Source organism: Rhodococcus sp. SORGH_AS_0301 (assembly GCF_030818285.1).
Classification (GTDB): domain Bacteria; phylum Actinomycetota; class Actinomycetes; order Mycobacteriales; family Mycobacteriaceae; genus Rhodococcoides.
Map to the genome: position 1 here is coordinate 3,176,092 of NZ_JAUTAC010000002.1, position 18,986 is coordinate 3,195,077.

Here is an 18,986-nt window from a genome sequence, read left to right on the forward strand (position 1 = left end):
ATGACCGATCGCTTCACCATTTCCGGACTGACCAAGACGTACGGCAGCACGAAGGTCGTGGACGGTCTCGACATCGACATCGAGCAGGGCGAGTTCCTGGTTCTTCTCGGCCCGAGTGGCTGCGGGAAGACCACCACGCTGCGGTGCCTCGCGGGGCTCGAGACACCCCAGGGCGGGCGTATCTCGTTCAAGGACAGGACGGTCTTCGACGCGGACCAGCGAGTCGACGTCCCCGCGCACAAGCGCAACATCGGCATGGTCTTCCAGTCCTACGCCCTGTGGCCGCACATGACGGTGCGCCGCAACATCAAGTACCCCCTCGACGTCCGCGGACTCACCAAGTCCTTCGGACCGGGAGCCGTCGAGGCAGCGGCCGACATGGTGGACTGCGGCGCACTGCTCGACCGGTATCCGTCGCAACTCAGTGGTGGCCAACAGCAGCGCGTGGCGGTCGCCCGCGGGCTGGTCGCGCGTCCGGACCTCATCCTCTTCGACGAGCCGCTCAGCAACCTCGATGCCCGGCTGCGCGATCAGGTCCGGTCCCAGATCCACCGCCTGCACCGCGAACTCGGGTTCACCGCCGTGTTCGTGACCCACGACCAGTCCGAGGCATTCGCACTGGGCGATCGTCTGGCCATCATGAAATCGGGTCGCATCGAGCAGCTCGACACGCCGTCGAGCGTGTTCGAGAACCCCGGCTCGGACTACGTCGCGGCATTCATCGGCATGGCCAACAAGCTCGAACTGCGCAGGGCGCACGACGGCTGGCAGACCTCCGCGGGTGACGCGATCGATCTCCGCGACTCGGTGGTCCGCGATCGTGCCGACGAGGGCGATTCCGCGGTCGCACGGCTGCGTCCGGACGACCTGCTCCTGCACCGCAGCATGGCCGAGGTTCCGCCCGGCCACGTCGGACTGCACGCCGCCCTCGTCGATCACGAGTACGGAGGTCGGCACTTCGATGTGACCGTGCGGTCCGGCGCCGAGACACTCACCCTGCGTGCGTCGGCCGCCGAGCACGGCCTCGCGCTGCGTTCGGCCGAGCCGGGTGACGCCGTGGTCGTCTCCTTCTCCCCCGCAGCACTGCGGGTGTTCCCCTCGGCGCCCTCCACCGCGACAGCCGCGGACACCGCACCCGTCGCCGCAGCAGTGGGGAGCGCATCGTGACCGCCACCCTCACACCCCCCGACACCGACACGACGCCGCCGCCGGCGGGACGACGGTCACGGCTGACCGGCCCCTGGCGTGCCCGGCTCGGTTACGGCATTCTTCTCGCCGTTCTCGCCTATCTGGTCGTCCTCCCCATGGTGCGTCTGCAGATGCTCGCGTTCGAGGACGGAGCGCGGGGCTACCGCAGCCAGTACGGACGGTTCGACATCGCCCAGACACTGTGGACGACAGTGATTCTGGCGCTGGGATCGCTCGTCATCGCGCTCGTTCTCGGCACCCTGCTCGCCTACGCCGCGAGCCGCCTTCCCGCGCGACTGGGGTTCCTCAAGATGATCCCCATCCTGCCCATCGTGCTTCCCGCGGTCGCCAACATCGTCGGCTGGGCCTTCCTGCTGTCACCGGGACCCGGCTACCTCAATGTCGTACTGCGCGCGCTGCCCTGGTGGAGCGATCTCGAGAGCGGCCCCGTGGACGTCTACACGGTGCCGTGGATCGTCATCCTGACCGGATTCGGTCTGACGTCGTTCGTCTATCTCTTCGTGTCCTCGGGGATGGACAACATCAGTTCGGAGCACCTCGAGGCCGCACGGATCAGCGGATCGTCCTCGATGGGTGTGTTCTTCCGTATCGTTCTCCCCCTGCTCCGTCCGTCGCTCATCTACGGCGGTGGTATCGCGTTCCTCCTCGGGCTCGGCCAGTTCACCGGACCACTCCTGTTGGGTCAGAACAGCGGAGTGAAGGTCCTCACCACCGAGATGTACCGGCGGGTGTCGGAATCACCGTCCGACTTCGCGGCCGCCGCAGCTGCCGGTTCACCCCTCGTCCTGTTCGGACTGGCGCTGGTTCTGGTGCAGAAGATGTTGCTGGGCAATCAGAGCCGGTTCGTCACTCACGGCGGCAAGGCGTTCTCCGCACCCTCGGGCCGCGGAACGTGGGCGGCCGTCACCATCAGTGTGTACGCCCTGTTCGCGCTGCTGATCCCCATCGTCGGACTCGTCATCGTGTCGCTGACCCCGTACTGGTCGGACACCCTGACCCTGGATCTGTTGACGCTGGACAACTTCCGGGCCCTCATCTCCGACGACGCGATCGTCTCGTCCGTACTCACCAGCATCCTCACGTCCCTCGCCGCGGTGGCCGTGTGCATCCCCATCGGGTACGTCATGGCCAACCTGTTGGTCCGCGGTCGACGCTTCCGCGTCCTGGGCATGATCGGCGACTTCATCACCGCCCTGCCACTGGGTATCCCCGCGGTCATCTTCGGTGTGGGGTTCCTGCTCACGTACACCGAACCTCCGTTGATCCTCTACGGCACTCGCACGGTGATCGTGCTCGTCTACATCGTGCTGATGTTGCCGTTCTCGGTCCGACTGCAGATGACGGCGATGCTCGCGCTGGGCAACACCTACACCGAGGCCTCGGCCACCAGCGGCGCCTCGCCCTTGGTGACCAATCTTCGGATTCTGTTGCCACTCATGCGAGGAGCCATCTTCGGCGCCGTCGCCCTGATGTTCATCCTTCTGACTCACGAGTTCGCCGCCTCGCTGCTCGTCCGCGCCTCGACGACCCAGGTCATGGGCACCCTGCTCTACGACATGTGGCAGAACGGCTCGTACCCGCTCGTCGCGGCGATGGCGCTGCTCATGACCGCGGTGACCACCACGGGAGTCGCGATCGCCATGCTCGTCGGCGGTCGCAACGTCCTCAGCAAGCTCTGAAAGGCCCACCATGCCCGAAGGCAGTACCCGTCTGACCGACAAGGTGGTCCTCGTGACCGGCGCCACCGGCGGGATCGGTGTCGACATCGTGACGAGGCTGGCGTCCGAGGGAGCCAGCCTGATCGTCACCGATGTCGACCAGAGCGCCTGCGACGCAGCGGTGCACGCGCTGGAACGCCCCGACTCGCATCTGGCGTGCGCGCTGGACATCACCGACGAGGAGCAGTGGGCGGCGACCCTCGCCCTCGTGGAGGACCGTCACGGCACGCTCGACGCCGTCGTCAACAACGGTGCGATCGGATCGCTCGCCACCGTCGTCGACGAGACGGTGGAGCAGTATCGCCGCGTCGTCGAGGTGAGTCAGACCGGTACGTGGCTGGGGATGAAGCACGCCGGCGCCCTGATCGAGCGGACCGGCGGCGGATCTGTGGTCAACATCTGCTCCATCCTCGGCAGCGTCGGCGGACTGGGCAACAGCATCGCCTACGCCGCGGCGAAGGGTGCCGTGCGGACCATGACGAAGAACGCGGCGCTGCACTGGGCCCGCCTCGGGGTGCGGGTCAACTCGATCCACCCCGGTTTCATCGCGACCCCGCCACTGCTCGCGCGCTACGAGGGCACACCGCGCCACGAGGCCATGCTGGCCGGCACGCCGATGGGACGACTGGGTTCCGGCGCGGAAGTCGCTGCCGCGGTAGCGTTCCTGGCCGGTGACGATGCGCGCTTCGTGACCGGTACCGAGCTGTACGTCGACGGCGGGTGGACCGCCGCCTGAGTCTCAGGCGACGCTGAACACGTCGACGCCGTCCTGGTTCTCCACACGCAGCACGCCCCAGTGGACGTCCAGATCGAGGTGGGCCAGGGTCTCGCAGACCGCGACCATGCGATCGAACGTTCCGAGATCCGCGAACGGGCGATCACGACGGGTCCACGGAAGGCGCTCGGCGACATCGAGGCCGGTCGCCCGGGTCAGGTCGGCGACGACCGCACGGGTCGCCGCCAAGCGGCGGGCGTGGTGATCGAGGAGTTCGCGCACGCGCGCGTGCAGACCGACACCGGTGTCCCCGTGAGCGGGCAGCACGGTGCGATCCCGATCGTCGAGCATCATCTCCAACGACTGCAGGTAGTGCCCCAGGGGCAGGTCCCACTCACCGAGTTCGAATCCGATCGACGGGGTGATGGTCGGCAGAACGTGGTCGCCCGTGTAGCTGATGTCTCGGTCGAGATCGTGGAACACCATGTGGCCCTTGGTGTGGCCGGGCGTGTGCACCGCGGTCAACCGGTGTCCGGGGATGTCGAGGGCGCCCTCGGTGAGCCACGCGTCCGGCGGCTCCCAGTCGTCCGAGTCGAAGTCCCCGTCGCTGGTGTCCAGGCGAACAGCTCGCGCGATGTCGTCGGCGCCGGCCCGTTCCAGCTCACGCAGTGACGATGTCGGCATGTTGGAGGCAAGCTCCCCGATGGCGACGATCCCCGGCGCCTCGGCCGACCCGAGGTGGATGCGGCAACCGTGTCGACGGCGGAGGTCGACGGCGAAGGTGTAGTGGTCACGGTGGACGTGAGTGACGAACACATCGTGTACGTCGTCCGGTCGGCAACCGAATTCGGCCAGCGCGGTGGAGAACTCGTCGTACGTACCCGGCCGTCGCCATCCGCCGTCGATCAGCGCCAGGCCCCTGTCGGTCTCCAGGGCATAGACATTGATGGCACGGAGTCCGTCGGACGGCATCTGCAGTGGCACCCGGTGGATGCCGTCCGCGATCCGAACGGATCCCGGATCGGACCACCGGGCGGTCACGAGGTGGTCGACGTGTCGGCGACCATGGTCCGCTCGTCGCCGTACCAGATCATCCGTCGCCCACGCATGGTTCCGACGTGCTCGACGGCGACCTTCCACTCCGGACTGGCGAGCGCGGTCTCGAGATCGTCGCGCGAGGCGAAGCTCAGAATGGACAGTCCGTCCCACCCGGCGCTGCGCTCGTCTATCGAGTGGACGATGTCGATGTGCTGCCACCGCAGCAGGCCCGGGAGAGGGTAGGTCACCTCCGCGTGCTCACCGCGCCACCACGTCATGAACTGCTCGTGCGTCCAGTCGTTCGGACGGGCGGCGAGAACCATCAGATCGAACATGATTTCCTCCAGGGTGTGGTCAACATGAATTCGGTTCGGTATGGGTGGACGTGATCGACACGAATGACCGAGCCGGGCTCAGCGCCCAGCGGTCAGGGGCGCACCATCTTGAGCACCGCGGTGGTGACGGTCTCGGCGATCTCGTCGAGGGTGGCGGGGCCGTTCGGCCGGTACCACCGCCACACGCTGATGACGAGGGCGAGGACCAGGCGTCCCACCGTCTTCGGATCTCCCTCGGCGAAGACCCCGTCGTCCATGCCACTGGCGATCAATCTCGTCCACCGACGCTCGATCTCCTGGACCAGCTCTCGGGACTGGAGACGCTCGGCCTCCTCCTTCCCCGACTGCCGCTCCGTCGCCAGAAGGTCCATGTGGTTCTGCAGGATCCGGCGCTGCAGAGCGTCCAGCGGCGAGGCCTGGAGAGCTCCCGCGACGGCGGCTCGCAGTGCCGCCTCCGGGTCGCTCCGGTCGGCCGTGGCCGCGTCGAAGCGCTCGACGGAATCCGCCAGTTCCAGACGCATGATGGTGAGCAGACAGTGCGCTTTGGATTCGAAGTAGTGGTAGAGCGCGGTCTGGCCTATTCCGACCTCGTCCGCCACCGACGCCCACTTGGTGTGGTCGTAGCCCACCCTGCCGAACTGCTCGATGGCGACGGTGAGAATACGAGACCGCTTGGAGCGCGGGCTCTCGCGGCGTGCCGTCGTTCCGACGCTCATCGCGGCACCCTCGAAGACTGGCCCGGCCGGCCTCCGGCCTCCCCGCAACGTGTCAGCATCGTGCTCATGTTACTCGTCCCGAGGTGAATTCGGATCGGGAACACCGGCGAGACGCGCTGCCATCCGCACGGCATCGGGTCGGGAGAGCTTCCCGACACGGTTCTGCGGCAGATCGTCCACAGCGAAGACGTACTCCGGCCAGTTGTGTCGTGGCACGCCGCGACGGGACAATCCGTCCGTCACCTCGGCCAGACCGAGAGCGCGTCCGTCGGTCACCACGAGGGCTCCGGCGCGCTCGGACAGCAGCTCGTCCGGGATCGGCACCACGCAGACCTGCACGATGCCGGGGACGCCGGCCACCGCCGCCTCGACCTCGTTGATGTCGATGTTGCGACCACCACGGATGATGATCTGCTTCTGCCTGCCCATCACGGTGATGGTGCCGTGGGTCGCCACCTCGACGAGGTCACCGGTCGGCAGGTATCCGTCGTCGGTCAGTGTCGGTGCCGCGACCTGTCCTCCCCGTGCGTACCCGACGAACATCGAGGGTCCGCGGACCTGCGCGTCACCGATCTCCCCGGTGCCCACGTCCTCCCCCGCACCGTTCACGGCCCGCACGATCGTGCCGGGGAACGGCCGTCCGTCCGTACCGAGGCGAAGTCGAGGATCGTCGTCCGGGGTCGCGGTCGTGTGACCGAGGCACTCCGACATGCCGAACACCCGGAGGAACGTCGTTCCCAGGAACTGCTCGGCCCGTTCGAGAGCCGACGCGTTCATGGGCCCGCCGCCGACCGTCATCGCCCGCATCCCCGCGAGTCGACCGGCCCCGTTCTCGACGAGGGACAGCTGCAGCGCCATCGTCGGCACCAGCATCGTCCAGCGGACGTCGTGGGCGGCCATCGCGTCGAGTGCGGCCGCCGGTGACCACTTGCCGATCGACACCATCGGTCCGCCCACGAACAGCGGCAGATACATCCCGAAACATGCTGCGGCGACGGAGGACAGGGGGACGAAGGCGCCCACCGCGTCGCCCGGCCGCAGACCCACGGCGTCCCTCGTGCACGAACAGGCGTAGCGCAGTGCGTCCTCGGACTGGACGACGCACTTCGGGCGACCGGTGGATCCGGAGGTCATCGCGATGACACTGCCTCCGTTCCAGCGCGACACACCTCGCGGATCACCACGGCGAGCACGCAGATGACGGTCACCGACCGCCGCGTCGCCCGACGGGAAGTCCTGGTCGGACACCCCCCACTGTTCGAGTGTGCGAAGGTCGGCCACCACCATGTCGGGGTCGACGTCCTCGACGGCGAGCACGAATTCCGATGCTGTGGCATGCGGGCTGAGCACGGCGACCACGCCTCCGCGCAGACCGACCGACAGTGCGGTGGCCACCGTCTGCCAGGTGTTGTCCGCCTGGATCAGCACAGTGGGAGGTGTGGGGTCGTGCTGTGCCATGTGCTCGGCTCCGCTTTCGGCGGCAGCCATCACGTCGGCCAGTCGATGGGTGCCGTGCAGGTCGATCACGGCGATCGCGTCGGGGTGTTCCCGGACGCGGTCTCGCAGTTCGAGCGCGAGAGTCTTCACTGACGGTGGTCCTTTCCGGCATCACGTTCTGGGGTGGGCTCGTCGGACGTGGTGGGCAGGAGCACGGTTCGGCCGGCGTCCTCCCCGGCACGCAGACGCGCATAGGCGTCGATCGCCTCGTCGAGAGGTCGCGTGGTCACCTCGGGCAGCAGCGCCCCGGACTCCGCGAGCGCCACCACCTCCACCAGATCCGCCCGACTGCCCCAGAAGGGGGCCGAGACCTGCCACCCGGCGGCGATCCCCCGGTTCTTGGCCACCGACACGGACCCCCCGGCGCCCCCCACCACGACGAGGCGTCCTCCGGGTACGAGCGTGGCCAGCCCCTCGGCCATCGTGTCGTCGCTGCCGACGAAGTCGAACACCACGTCGACGCCCCCGAGATCTCTCGTGGCAGAGGCCGCCTCGGCCAGTGACGAGTACACCGCGGCGGCGCCCATGGTCGTCGCGGATCTCCGAGCCGCGTCGCGCGGATCGACGGCCACCACGTGGCCGGCTCCCAGCAGCGACGCCATTCGGACCGCGAGGTGACCGAGACCGCCGACACCGACGATCACGACCACGGCGTTCGAGTCGAGGAGGTCGGCCTGACCGCTGACGGCGTGATGCACGGTGGCGCCCGCATCGGCGAGGGGCGCTGCGAGTTCCGGTGCCAGGGAACCGGTGTCGACCAGCACCCCGCCGTGCGGAACCACCATGTACTCGGCCAGTCCGCCCGGCGCGCCGAGGCCGTTGCCGATCACGGCGAGCCTGCCGTCGACCGGCCGCAGTGCCAGACAGTAGTTCTCCCGACCCCGGCGGCAGTTGCGGCAGGTTCTGCAGGACCACACGCCGTGGACGACCACGGACGATCCCACCGTGCTCCCGTCGGCATCGGGGCCGGCAGCGACGACGCGTCCGGCCACCTCGTGTCCCAGCGTGAGTGGCAACGGGTAGTCGAACCGTCCGGCCGGCGCATCGCAGACGGACAGATCGCTACGACACAGACCCGCCGCCGTGACTTCGAGCAGCAACTGCTCGCCCGTCGGTTCGGGAACGGGAATGTCCCGCAGCTCGGGAGCGGAGCCCCACTCGAGCAGTTGCACGGCCAGCATCAGCGCGCCGTCCAGCCGCCGTCGACCACCAGGGTGTGCCCGGTGACGTACGACGAGGCATCGGAGGCGAGGAACAGCACCGCGCCGTCCACCTCGCCCGCAGTACCCCCGCGACCGAGCATCGTGTTGCGCCGCACCCACCCGGCCGACTTCTCGTTCTCGAAGAGCCCGTCGGTCATCTCGGTGTCGAACCACCCGGGGACCACCGCGTTCACGCGGATCCGTCGTCGTCCCCACTGCCCGGCGAGTTCACGGGTCAGGCCGAGCACACCGGCCTTGGACGCCGCGTAACTCGCACCGCCGATGGGGGCGGTCGAGACGAGACCGACGACCGACGAGATGTTGACGATCGACACCGGGGCGGAGTCCGGCGTCGTCGAGGCGACGTGCACCGCCAGGTGGAAGCCTGCGAGGAGGTTCACCTCGAGGATCGCGGAGAAACCCTCCGCGGTCTCCTGCTCCGCGTCCGGTGGGCCGGGCATCCCGGCGTTGTTGATCAGGATGTCCAGGCGCCCGGTCTCTGCACGGCACCGATCCACCAGCGCTCGACGGTCCTCGTCCGAGGTCACATCGCATCGCACGGGAACGAGGCCCGGGACGGTCTCCGCCACCGCGGCCAGACGATCCGCGCGACGCGCCGCCGCGTACACCGTGGCTCCGGCGGCGGCGAGCGTCCGGGCGAACCCGAGACCGAGACCGGACGACGCTCCGGTCACCACCGCTGTTCGGCCGGTCAGATCGAACAAGGCGGCAGGGCTCGGGGTGTCGTTCACTTCTGTCACGTCCACGCCCTCCTCAGTAGACCGCGGTGCGGCCGCCGTCGACGGGAATGATGGCACCCGTCGTGTACGACGAGGCGTCACTCGCGAGATGTACGACGAGACCGGCGATCTCCTCGGGGCGACCCAGACGTCCCGATGGCAGCCGGTCGACGATCTTGCCGACGAACTCGTCGTCCCAGTGCTCGGCCATGTCCGTTGCAAATCCCCCGGGCATCACGCAGTTCACTCGCACGTGCGGCGCGTACTCCTGCGCGAACGCCATGGTCAGCGCATTGAGGCCGTTCTTGGCCGCGGCGTACATGGCTTCGGGCGGGCTCGGTCGAACAGCTCCGATGCTCGAGATGTTGATGATCGACCCGCGCCCGGCGGCCGCCATCCGCGCTCCGGCCACTGCCATCAGCCTGAACGGACCCTTGAGATTGACCTCGATGGTTTTGTCCCACAACCCTTCCGTCACTCCGACGAGGTTCTCGGACAGCGGCGCGATGCCGGCGTTGTTGACCACGATGTCGAGTGAGCCGAACTCGTCGACGATGGCGTCGACCGCGGGCTCGATCTCGTCCCAGCGACCGACGTGCAGAGCGCGGGCGTGAGCGCTGCCCACCGTCGACGGTCCGAGTGAGGCGACTGCCTCCTCGCACGCCTCGAGTTTGCGGCTGGACACCACGACGGTGGCGCCCGCGTCGCGCAGTCCACGAGCGATGGCAAGGCCGAGTCCGCGGCTCGCGCCGGTCACGAGCGCCACTCTGCCGGTGAGGGAATGTATGTCGGTCATCGGTACTTCTTCGTCTCGAGGCGGGCGATGGTGCGGAGATGGACCTCGCTCGGTCCGTCTGCGATCTGGAGGGCGCGGGTGATGGCGTGCAGGCGGGCCAGGACGAAATCGTCGCTGACACCGGCCGCTCCGAACGTCTGAACAGCACGGTCGACCACCTTGTGCGCCACCTCCATCGCCGCGACCTTGATCGCGGCGACCTCGGAGCGCGCCGAGGCGTTACCGCGGGTGTCCATCATCCAGGACGACTTCAGGACCAACAGTCGGATCTGGTCGATCTCGATACGACTGCGTGCGATCCACTCACGCACGACACCGCGATCGGCGAGCGGGGCACCGAAGGCCACTCGGTCGAGCGAACGGCGGCACATCATCTCCAGAGCGCGCTCGGCCATGCCGACGGCGCGCATGGCGTAGTGCATCCGGCCGGGGCCGAGACGACCCTGCGCGATGGCGAAACCGTCGCCCTCGGCTCCCAGCATGTTCGAGGCCGGCACCCGGACATCGGTGAACTGGACGTCGCCGTGCCCGAGACGGTCGTGGAAACCGAACATCGGGAGATCGCGCAGGACCTCGATGCCGGGACTGTCGGCGGGAACCAGGATCATGCTCTGCTGACGGTAGGTCGGACCGTCCGGATCCGACTTGCCCATGAAGATGATGAGCTTGCAGTCCGGGTCGAGAACACCCGAGGTGTACCACTTTCGGCCGTTGAGCACGTACTCGTCACCGTCGCGCCGGATCGTCGAGGTGATGTTGGTGGCGTCGGAGCTGGCCACGGCCGGTTCGGTCATGGCGAACGCGGACCGGATACGACAGTCGAGCAGGGGCTCGAGCCAGTCCTTCTTCTGCTCCTCGGTACCGAACATGGCGAGGATCTCCATGTTGCCGGTGTCCGGGGCGGAGCAGTTGATGGCCTCGTTGCCGATGATCGAGCGCCCGACCACCTCGGCGAGAGGGGCGTACTCGAGGTTGGTGAGTCCGGCCCCGAGCCCGTCGTGCGTCATGAAAAGGTTCCAAAGTCCCTGCGAGCGCGCGGTCTCCTGCAGTTCGCGCATCACCGCCGGCTGCTCGTGCTTGTTCGTGTTCGCCGCGATCTGCGCGTCGTACACCTTCTCGGCGGGCAGAACATGATCGGTCATGAATGTCTCGAGGGTCTCGAGCAGCGCGTCGGTACGAGCACTGTAGGAGAAGTCCACGGTTGGCCTCCTGGAGGGCGGATCGAGCGGGTGAATACGAGGACGAGGGAGCTCAGGCGAGCAGGGCGGTTCCGGTGTCGATCAGCCGAGAGATGGTGGCGGGCAGCTTCTCCTGGTCCGGATCGTGATGACGGCCCTCCCGGTGACGACGCAGGTTGTGCCCCATGATGGCGGCCATCTTGAGTCGTCCCAGGGCGTCGAACCACGGCAGATCGGGCAGGTCGCGTCCCGCACCGGCGTAGATCTCCACCAACTCGTCGGCGCTCGGCAGACCGGGGACGGACCGCCCGACACCGGGGAAGTTGTCGCCATCGGCGAAGACGAGGAACCACCCCAGCTCGACACGGGGGTCGCCCACACTCCAGATCTCCCAGTCGATGAGCGCGACCGGCTCGGTACCGTCCGCGATCAGATTGCCCAGGCGATAGTCACCGTGCACCAGCGTCGACGAGACCGCATCCGGGACGCGGGCACCGAGAAGGCTCAGCAGTCTGTCTCCGCCCTCCACCAGTACCGGTGGAACGGCGCCGAGCGTGCGAGCCCACCGGGCGAGTTCGTCACCCGGTGAGAGCGTGGGACCGGCGTCGGGCACAGCTCGGTGATCGACCGCGTGCAGCTCGGGCAGGACCGCCGCCGCACGCCGCATGCGCGCGGCCGCCAGCTCCGGGTCGACGGCCGGATCGTCCAGAACAGGCTCGAGCGACTCACCGCGGACGAATGTCATGGCGTACCAGGAGGGCTCGGTGTCGTCGACCATCACGATCGTGGGCACCGGCACCGACGTACCCGCGAGTTCCCGCATGATGGTCGCCTGCCGCAGCATGTCGTGGCGCCCGACGGGGCGCTGCCCTGCGGGCACGGCCTTGACCACCAACTCGGCGTCGTCGGTCCGCACGCGGTAGGTCAGACCGGAGTGCCCGCCGAGGAGTGGATCGAAGCTGCGCAGCGATCCGAGGCCGCCGGCCTCCAGCTTCTCGGCGACGCGCTGCTGCAGTGCGGAGTGTGTCGTGTCGTGGGTGGTCACGGCCTCGGCTCTCGGGGAAGGCCGAGAACGCGCTCGGCGATGATGTTGTGTTGGATCTCGTCGGTGCCGCCGGCGATGCGGTATCCGGGCGCGCCCAGGACGTGTTCCGTCCAGGCGAACGTGCCCCATTCACCGGTGTCGGACACCAGATCGGAGCCCAGCATCCGGCGGACCGCCGCTGATGTTCGGGACATCGTGGTGGTCGCCAGCAGTTTGCCGACGGACGCCTCGGGGCCGGGATCGCGTCCGGAGACCACGACGCCGGCGACGCGCATGGCGGTGACGCGCTGAACATGGCTGTGCACAACGAGATCAGCAACCTGATCCAGCTCGATCTCGGTGAGGGGCCGACCCAGATTGCGCGCCAGTTCCACGGCCCGGTCGGCGTTCGCCAATCCGAGGTTGCCGCCATCGAGCCGTTCGGCCGCCAGCACGGTGAGAGCCACCTGCCATCCCTGTCCCTCCGGCCCGAGACGGTGCGCATCGGTCAGCCGCACGTTCTCGAGGTACACCTCGTTGAACGAGCTGCCGCCCGTCATCTGCCGAATGGGGCGGATGGTGACGCCCTCCGCGTCCATCGGGACCAGGAAGACGGTGAGACCTTTGTGCTTCGGGACCGAGGAATCGGTGCGGCACACCGCCACTCCGATGTCCGAGACGGTGGCTCCCGACGTCCAGACCTTGTGGCCGTTCAGCACCCACCCGTCGTCGTCACGGATTGCGCGCGTACGGACCGCAGCGAGGTCGGAACCGGCCTCGGTCTCCGAGAAGAGTTGGCAGGCCATGAGGTCGGTGCGCAGCATCGCGCGCACGTACGTTGCGCGCTGATCCGGCGTGCCCCATTTCTCGATCGTGGGTGCCACCAGTTGCTGTGTCACGGAGAACATCTCGGTGCGGCGCGGGACATCGAACCGGTCCTCCGCGCGGCGGAAGGCGAGTACGTGGGACAGCGGGAGATCTCGTCCACCGTATTCCGCGGGCCAGTCGAGCGGACCCCAGCCGGCGTCGAACTTCCGTCGTTCGTAGTCGCGGATGACGTCCGTGTGCCGGCGTTCCTCCTCGGGCGTCCAGTTCTCGAAGACGGCCACCGAGTCGGAGCCCTCGCCCCACGTCGTGCTGGTCCGCGGTGCGGCCACGCTGCTGAGCCACGCCGTCGCCTCGGCGGTGAATGCTCGGACGTCGGACGACACGGTGCTGGTACTCATGGACTGACCTCGCTGGTCGGATCGGACTGGTTCAGACGGACAGAACGGTGCAGGCGCTGATGCCCGGTGCCCCGTAGACATGGGTGAAGCCGATGGACGGCCCGCCCGGCACCTGACGATCGCCGGCCTCGCCGCGCAACTGGGTGACCACCTCGTGCACCTGGCGCAGACCGGAGGCGCCGATCGGTTCTCCGTTCGCGATGCACCCACCGTCGGTGTTGACGGGTAGACGCCCGCCGATCTCGGTGGCTCCCTCGGCGATCCACTGCTCCTGCTCGCCGTGCTCGCAGAAGCCGCACTCGGCCATGTGCATGAGTTCGGCGCCACTCTCGGTGTCCTGCAGTTGGGCCACGTCGACATCCGACGGGGAGATCCCGGCCTGCTCGAACGCGGCTGCCGCGGCATCCGCGCTGACGCTGGTCGGCTCGCCGACGCCCTGGACGGACGGACTGAAGACCTCGAACGAGCCGAATCGCCGCGTCCGATGGGTGATGGCGCGCAACCGGATCGGCCGGCCCGTCAGCCGCTCGGCCACCTCGGGTGAGGCCACGATCACGGCCGCACCGCCTTCGCCGGGAGAACAGAACATGTACCGCGTGAGGGGATCGTTCACCATGTCGGCGGAGGCGATCGCCTCGGCCGACATGGGTTCGCGGCGCCACGCATTGGGATTGAGCGCGCCGTTGCGGTAGGACTTCTCGGCGACGCGCGCGAGCGTGTCCGGGGTGATGCCGTGCTGCCGCATGTAGCGGGAGATCTTCGCGCCGAAGAACTGCGTGGTCACCATCAGACCCGCCTCGCCGTACCCCTCGGACAGACCCCACTCCGCCGGCGTGGGGTCGAACGCACCGCGCGGGTGCTTGTCGAAGCCCACTGCGAGACCGATCGACGCCGATCCCGCCCGTACGGCGTTGACCGCCGAGAACAGGGCGCTGCCGCCCGTGGCGCAGCCGTTCCGCACGTTGGTGAACGGCAGTCCGGTGAAACCGAGTTCACTGACGAGCGTGTCGGCGAGGCCCGCGGAGTCGCTGCCCCCGAACGCCACATCGACGTCCGGCCAGGCGATGCCCGCGTCGGCGAGCGCGGCGGTAATGGCCGAGACGGCCATCGCTCGGCCGCTGACACCGGGCTGGCGACCGAACTTCGACAATCCCACTCCGACGATGACCACGGACTCGCTCATACGGTGTCTCCCAGTGTGCTCGGTGCGGACGACGGGCCGGCCGCGACGACCTCGAACCGGGGAACCGGCACGACGGCCGTGAGGTGGACGAGCGCTCCGTGCAGATCGTCGACGTTCTCGGTGTCGAGAATCGCCTCGATGCGGATGCCCTCGCTCAACTCGACCCAGCCGACCGCGAACGGGGTGAACCCGCCCGCGGGTGGCACGTACGGCGGCGACTTGGGCGGGAAGCGCTGCACCGTGTGGGCCCACACGGTGCCCGACGTACTCAGGTCGACGGGTTCTGCCGTGGGCGTGACGCACCGGGAGCAGAGACTCGACGCCGGGTACGCGACCGTGCCGCACACAGTGCATCTACTGCCCTGCAACACCACCCGCTGTGTCCCGAGACCATTCGTCATCGTGATCCTCCCGCTCCCCGCCGACCGTCGTTCCTCGTTCGTGTCTCGCTGAGGATCAGCGACCGACCCACTTCGGCTCACGCTTCTCGAGGAACGCGGTGACGCCTTCTCGCCCGTCCTCGGACTGCAGGGCGTTGCCCACGGCGAGATGCTCCATGACCATGAGGGACTGGATGTCCGCGTCGAGGCCGCGATCGATCGTCATCTTGGTCAGCTTCATCATGAACGGGCTCTTGTCGGTGAGCTGCGCGATGAACTCCTCGACGGTCTTGTCCAACTCGGCGGCCGGCGCGGACGCGTTGATGAGATCGAAGTCCGCAGCCTCGACACCGGAGAGCAGCTTGCCGGTCAGCATCAGTTCCTTGGTCTTGCGGATGCCGATCATGCGCGGGAGGCGATAGATGGGGCCGGCGCCGCCGAACAGTGCACGGCGGATGTGGAAGTCGCCGATCTTGGCGTCGTCGTCGGCGATGGCGAAATCACAGGAGATCATGAGCTCGAACCCACCGGCGGTGACGTAGCCCTCGAGGACCGCGACGGACGGCGTGTTCATGGAGTACAGGCGATCGCAGACCTTGGCCGAGAGCACGGCCACGTCCATGGCGTTGGTACTGCCGACGTAGTCGGACAGCAGGATGTCGAGGTCGAACCCCGAGCAGAAGGTGTTGTTCACACCGCGCAGGACCAGGACCTTGAGGTTCGGGTCGGCGTCGACCTCGGCGATGATCTCGTCGAGTCGGTACAGCAGCTCCGGAGTCACCGCGTTCTTCTTGTGCGGGCGGTTGAGCCAGACGCGAGCGACGTCGCCGTCCTTCTCGAGCAGGATGTGGTCGGTGTCGATCATGGGATCTCCTTGGGCTGCGTCACGATTTGAACTGGATTCACTTCAGTTTTACGGCATGGGGTCGAGCGCGTCAACCCTCGAATCGAACCGGGTTCAGTCCGATGAGGTCGGCGATGCGGCGGCGGTGGTACACCGCATCGCCGAGCAGCGCCTCGTCACCGGTAGCTCGGCGAAAGTATCTGTGCGCCTGGTGCTCCCACGTGAAGCCGACGCCACCGTGCAGCTGCACCGCCTCGGCGACCGACTCGGACGCGACCTCCGTGCACACGGCGCCGGCGATCGCGACCGCGAGCGCGGCACGGTCCGGGGAGCTGTCGTGGAGCGCAGCAGCGAAGCGGGATGCCGATCGCGCTCGTTCGAGAGAGAGGAGCAGGTCGGCGAGTCGGTGCTTCACGGCCTGGAAGGAGCCGACGGGCCGACCGAACTGCTGCCTGGTGGTGACGTACTCGACGGTCATCTCCAGCATGCGATCGGCGATTCCCGTGTGCTCGCTCGCCAGCCCGATCGTCGCTCGCGCTGTCAGGTCGTCGAGAGCGGAGGCCGTGTCCGCCACCTCGGTGAGCACGGACGCCTCTGCCGAGTCGAGGTGCACGTCGGCGCGCGGCCGCGTCGGGTCGATGACCGTCCGCGGGACGGCGCGCACCGCGTCGGAGAGGGGTACGGCGAACACTCGGGCGCCGTCCGCCGTGTGCGCCCCGACCACGACGACATCGGCCGACGCACCGTGAACGATGTCGGTCGCGACACCGCTCAGACGCCATCCGTCTGCCGCGTGGTCGGCCGTGATCACCTGCGTGGCCGCTCGTCGCGTATGCGACACGGGCAGGTGCACCGCGACGCGGAGTTCACCGGCGAGGGCACCGGACAGCAACTCGTCCACAGTTCCGGCCGGAGCTCGGAGCAGCGCGTGCACGCCGACACCGGCCGCGAACAGCACCGGTTCCGACACGAGCGCTCGGCCGCACTCCTCCAGGACCACGGCCATGTCCGTCATCCCGTACCCGAGGCCGCCACGATCCTCGGGAACGGACAGCATGGTCACGGCCATGTCGTCCACGAGTGTCCGCCACAGTGCCGTCGGGTCCCCCTCGTCTCGCCCACGGTGCCGCGCCAGTACTGCGCGCATCGCGGACCGGAGATCGGTCTGCTCCGGCCCGGGAATCAGGCCCGCGGGCTCCGCCTCCGGCCAGGGTGAGTAGGTGACGTCGTCGATCGCTGCAGACATAACACTCCTGAGTCGAGTTCAGTTCTGTTTCGAGAGTATCGGCGAAATGGAAGACATGCGGACTTTTCTTGAACTAAGTTCGGTTCATGCTTCGAATCGAGTCCTACTACGCCACCCTCGACAGCGGTGAGCTCGAGCAGGCGACCGACATGCTGGCGGAGAGCGTCTCCTTCGTGATGATCGTCCCGACGGGAGCCCGAGCCGGCACCGGTCGCGCCGCGATGCTCGACTACCTCACCGGACGTCCCCCTGTCGGCCGGCAGCATCGACTGCTGCGACGCGCACAGGACGGCGACGTCCAGTTCGCCCAGGGAGCCGTCACCGAGCACGGCGATGTCGTGACGGGATATTTCGTCGCGGCGATGCACCTCGACGAGAACGGGCTGATCGACCGCTACCAGGTGTCGTTCGATCCCGACCACGCACTGGTGCCGTGGGCCGGTTCCGACGCGCCCTCGACCGACCCGACAGGAGCACGACGATGACGACCGACGCGACAGCAGTCCTGCGAACATGGTTCTCGTACATGGACTCCGAAGATCCCGACCGGGTGCTGACCATGATCACGGACGACTTCCGGATGTCCGTGCAGTTCTCCCGTGGCGAGGGAGCATCCGCCGAATTCGTCGGCGACAGAGAGGGACTCGTCCTCTACCTCGCCCAGCGTGAGAAGAGCACCCTCGTCCATCACATCGACGTCGGATCCCGGGTGGGCGACGTGGAACTCGTACTGGGGCGGACCACGCGAGACGGCGACTTCGAGGCGTCCTTCAACGCGACCGCGTCGGTCGACGCGGCCGGCTCGATACGCCGGTTGCTCATCTGCCGGACACCGGAACTCGCGTTCGACTGACGCCGTCGACCACAACTGACAGGAGACCCTCATGACCACGTGGTGTCGTACGCTCGCGGCGCTGACATCGGCAGCCGCAGTCGGGTTGTCGGCGGCCTGCAGCGGTGGGGCGACAGCGTCCGGACCGGTGTCGGGCACGTGGGACGACGTGGTCGCCGCGGCGAAGGACGAGGGATCCGTCTACCTGTACTCGTCGCAGCACCCCGAGAACCTCGCCTCGGTGAAAGCCGGATTCGAAGCGACGTATCCGGGCATCACGGTGGAGTTCACGCGAGGTTCCGACGTCGAGCTGAACCCCCGCGTGGACGCGGAGCACAAGTCCGGGCGCGGGATCGGCGACGTCCACATGACCACCGACCCCGCGTGGATCCGCGCGGCCGCCGACTCGGGCGAGTACTCGGTGAACGTCGTCGGCCCCTCGTTCGACAATCCCGACTACGGTCGAGACACCAGCGTGGTGAACGACAAGCTCTTCCTCACCAGCGCGGCCGTTCTGGGGCTCGGCTGGAACACCACGGCACTGCCGGACGGTCTCGACAGTCCGGAGGATCTCCTGGCTCCCGAACTGCGGGGACGTGTCGGCGTCGTCAATCCTGCGGGCTTCGCCGCCGTGACCGATCAGTTCCGGTTCTTCGACCGCAACTGGTCACCCGACTACACCGACGAACTCGCGCAGAACGAGCCACGTGTCTATCCCGGTGTTCTGGCCGTCGCACAGGGCCTCGGGTCCGGAGAGATCATCGCCACGCCGATGGTCCAACCCCTCGTGCGCGAGCAGGAGGCAGGCGCACCCGTCGGGTGGTTCAGGCCGGACCCGGCGTGGGGCGCCCCCTACTACTCCCATGTTCTCGCGTCCGCACCGCACCCGAATGCAGCGCAACTTCTCGCCGACTTCCTCGTCTCCCCCGAGGGCCAGCAGGCGTTGTCGAAGGGGTACGCGAGTGTGCTGCCGAACATCCCGGAGTCGGTCGGACGCGCACAGGACATCGCACTGACCGACCCCGCGGACCTCGACCCCGCAGCGGTCACCGAGTACCAGGCGGAGTGGGAACAGCGTTTCATCCGGTGACGTCGGGCTTCATCCGG

The 18,986-nt window shown here is 67.9% G+C and carries 20 protein-coding genes; 6 read left to right on the forward strand and 14 right to left on the reverse strand.

Annotated elements, in window-relative coordinates; all coding sequences use genetic code 11:
- The 3 genes from QE397_RS15625 (at position 1) to QE397_RS15635 (ending at position 3,663) form a co-directional block, all read left to right on the forward strand.
- Complete coding sequence (locus tag QE397_RS15625) at positions 1–1,167, forward strand: ABC transporter ATP-binding protein (RefSeq protein WP_222639902.1); 1,167 nt, start codon at positions 1–3, stop codon at positions 1,165–1,167.
- Between the two features lie 62 nt (positions 1,168–1,229).
- Positions 1,230–2,888 carry an iron ABC transporter permease gene (locus QE397_RS15630; protein ID WP_307097586.1) on the forward strand — a complete coding sequence of 553 codons (1,659 nt, stop codon included), beginning with the start codon at positions 1,230–1,232 and terminating at the stop codon, positions 2,886–2,888.
- 10 nt (positions 2,889–2,898) lie between these two features.
- Complete coding sequence (locus QE397_RS15635; protein WP_307095788.1) at positions 2,899–3,663, forward strand: SDR family NAD(P)-dependent oxidoreductase; 765 nt, start codon at positions 2,899–2,901, stop codon at positions 3,661–3,663.
- Positions 3,664–3,666: 3 nt separating this feature from the next.
- On the opposite strand, the gene QE397_RS15640 is transcribed toward QE397_RS15635, so the two are convergent.
- From QE397_RS15640 to QE397_RS15705, 14 genes are all read right to left on the reverse strand, one after another.
- Positions 3,667–4,683 (reverse strand): MBL fold metallo-hydrolase, encoded by a 1,017-nt coding sequence (locus QE397_RS15640; RefSeq protein ID WP_373425245.1) that lies wholly within the window; start codon positions 4,681–4,683, stop codon positions 3,667–3,669.
- The gene (locus QE397_RS15645; RefSeq protein ID WP_027504425.1) at positions 4,680–5,015 is read right to left on the reverse strand and encodes an EthD family reductase; all 336 of its coding nucleotides are present in this window, start codon (positions 5,013–5,015) and stop codon (positions 4,680–4,682) included. The genes QE397_RS15640 and QE397_RS15645 overlap by 4 nt, the downstream gene beginning before the upstream one ends.
- Before the next feature lie 92 nt (positions 5,016–5,107).
- Positions 5,108–5,731, reverse strand: a complete 624-nt coding sequence (locus QE397_RS15650; RefSeq protein WP_027504426.1) for a TetR/AcrR family transcriptional regulator — start codon at positions 5,729–5,731, stop codon at positions 5,108–5,110.
- Between the two features lie 69 nt (positions 5,732–5,800).
- Complete coding sequence (locus QE397_RS15655) at positions 5,801–7,318, reverse strand: class I adenylate-forming enzyme family protein (protein WP_307095792.1); 1,518 nt, start codon at positions 7,316–7,318, stop codon at positions 5,801–5,803.
- Positions 7,315–8,409, reverse strand: a complete 1,095-nt coding sequence (locus QE397_RS15660) for an alcohol dehydrogenase catalytic domain-containing protein (protein ID WP_307095794.1) — start codon at positions 8,407–8,409, stop codon at positions 7,315–7,317. The genes QE397_RS15655 and QE397_RS15660 overlap by 4 nt, the downstream gene beginning before the upstream one ends.
- A complete protein-coding gene (locus QE397_RS15665; protein ID WP_155956915.1) occupies positions 8,409–9,191 on the reverse strand; it encodes an SDR family NAD(P)-dependent oxidoreductase in 783 nt (260 codons plus the stop codon). Before QE397_RS15665 ends, QE397_RS15660 begins: the two co-directional genes overlap by 1 nt.
- 13 nt (positions 9,192–9,204) lie before the next feature.
- A complete protein-coding gene (locus tag QE397_RS15670) occupies positions 9,205–9,966 on the reverse strand; it encodes an SDR family NAD(P)-dependent oxidoreductase (protein WP_307095796.1) in 762 nt (253 codons plus the stop codon).
- Positions 9,963–11,165, reverse strand: a complete 1,203-nt coding sequence (locus QE397_RS15675; protein WP_042575773.1) for an acyl-CoA dehydrogenase family protein — start codon at positions 11,163–11,165, stop codon at positions 9,963–9,965. The genes QE397_RS15670 and QE397_RS15675 overlap by 4 nt, the downstream gene beginning before the upstream one ends.
- Positions 11,166–11,217: 52 nt before the next feature.
- Positions 11,218–12,189 carry a phosphotransferase family protein gene (locus tag QE397_RS15680; RefSeq protein WP_307095799.1) on the reverse strand — a complete coding sequence of 324 codons (972 nt, stop codon included), beginning with the start codon at positions 12,187–12,189 and terminating at the stop codon, positions 11,218–11,220.
- On the reverse strand, positions 12,186–13,394 hold the full coding sequence (locus QE397_RS15685) for an acyl-CoA dehydrogenase family protein (protein WP_307095802.1): 1,209 nt from the start codon (positions 13,392–13,394) through the stop codon (positions 12,186–12,188). The genes QE397_RS15680 and QE397_RS15685 overlap by 4 nt, the downstream gene beginning before the upstream one ends.
- A gap of 31 nt (positions 13,395–13,425) precedes the next feature.
- The gene (locus tag QE397_RS15690) at positions 13,426–14,577 is read right to left on the reverse strand and encodes a thiolase family protein (protein WP_027504433.1); all 1,152 of its coding nucleotides are present in this window, start codon (positions 14,575–14,577) and stop codon (positions 13,426–13,428) included.
- Entirely contained in the window at positions 14,574–14,978 is a 405-nt protein-coding gene (locus QE397_RS15695; RefSeq protein ID WP_027504434.1) for a Zn-ribbon domain-containing OB-fold protein, read from the reverse strand. Before QE397_RS15695 ends, QE397_RS15690 begins: the two co-directional genes overlap by 4 nt.
- A gap of 55 nt (positions 14,979–15,033) precedes the next feature.
- A complete protein-coding gene (locus QE397_RS15700) occupies positions 15,034–15,822 on the reverse strand; it encodes an enoyl-CoA hydratase/isomerase family protein (protein ID WP_027504435.1) in 789 nt (262 codons plus the stop codon).
- 70 nt (positions 15,823–15,892) lie between these two features.
- Positions 15,893–17,047, reverse strand: coding sequence for an acyl-CoA dehydrogenase family protein (locus QE397_RS15705; RefSeq protein ID WP_307095806.1), 1,155 nt, complete (start codon positions 17,045–17,047; stop codon positions 15,893–15,895).
- An 86-nt stretch (positions 17,048–17,133) separates the two neighbouring features.
- Here QE397_RS15705 and QE397_RS15710 point away from each other — a divergent pair, with 86 nt between their 5' ends.
- From QE397_RS15710 to QE397_RS15720, 3 genes are read left to right on the forward strand one after another with little or no spacing between them, the layout of a single operon-like run.
- Complete coding sequence (locus QE397_RS15710; RefSeq protein ID WP_037184069.1) at positions 17,134–17,532, forward strand: nuclear transport factor 2 family protein; 399 nt, start codon at positions 17,134–17,136, stop codon at positions 17,530–17,532.
- Positions 17,529–17,900 carry a hypothetical protein gene (locus QE397_RS15715; RefSeq protein ID WP_027504437.1) on the forward strand — a complete coding sequence of 124 codons (372 nt, stop codon included), beginning with the start codon at positions 17,529–17,531 and terminating at the stop codon, positions 17,898–17,900. The genes QE397_RS15710 and QE397_RS15715 overlap by 4 nt, the downstream gene beginning before the upstream one ends.
- Before the next feature lie 31 nt (positions 17,901–17,931).
- Positions 17,932–18,969: an ABC transporter substrate-binding protein gene (locus tag QE397_RS15720; RefSeq protein ID WP_027504438.1), complete on the forward strand. Its 1,038-nt coding sequence runs from the start codon at positions 17,932–17,934 to the stop codon at positions 18,967–18,969.
- The last annotated feature ends 17 nt before the right edge of the window (positions 18,970–18,986 follow it).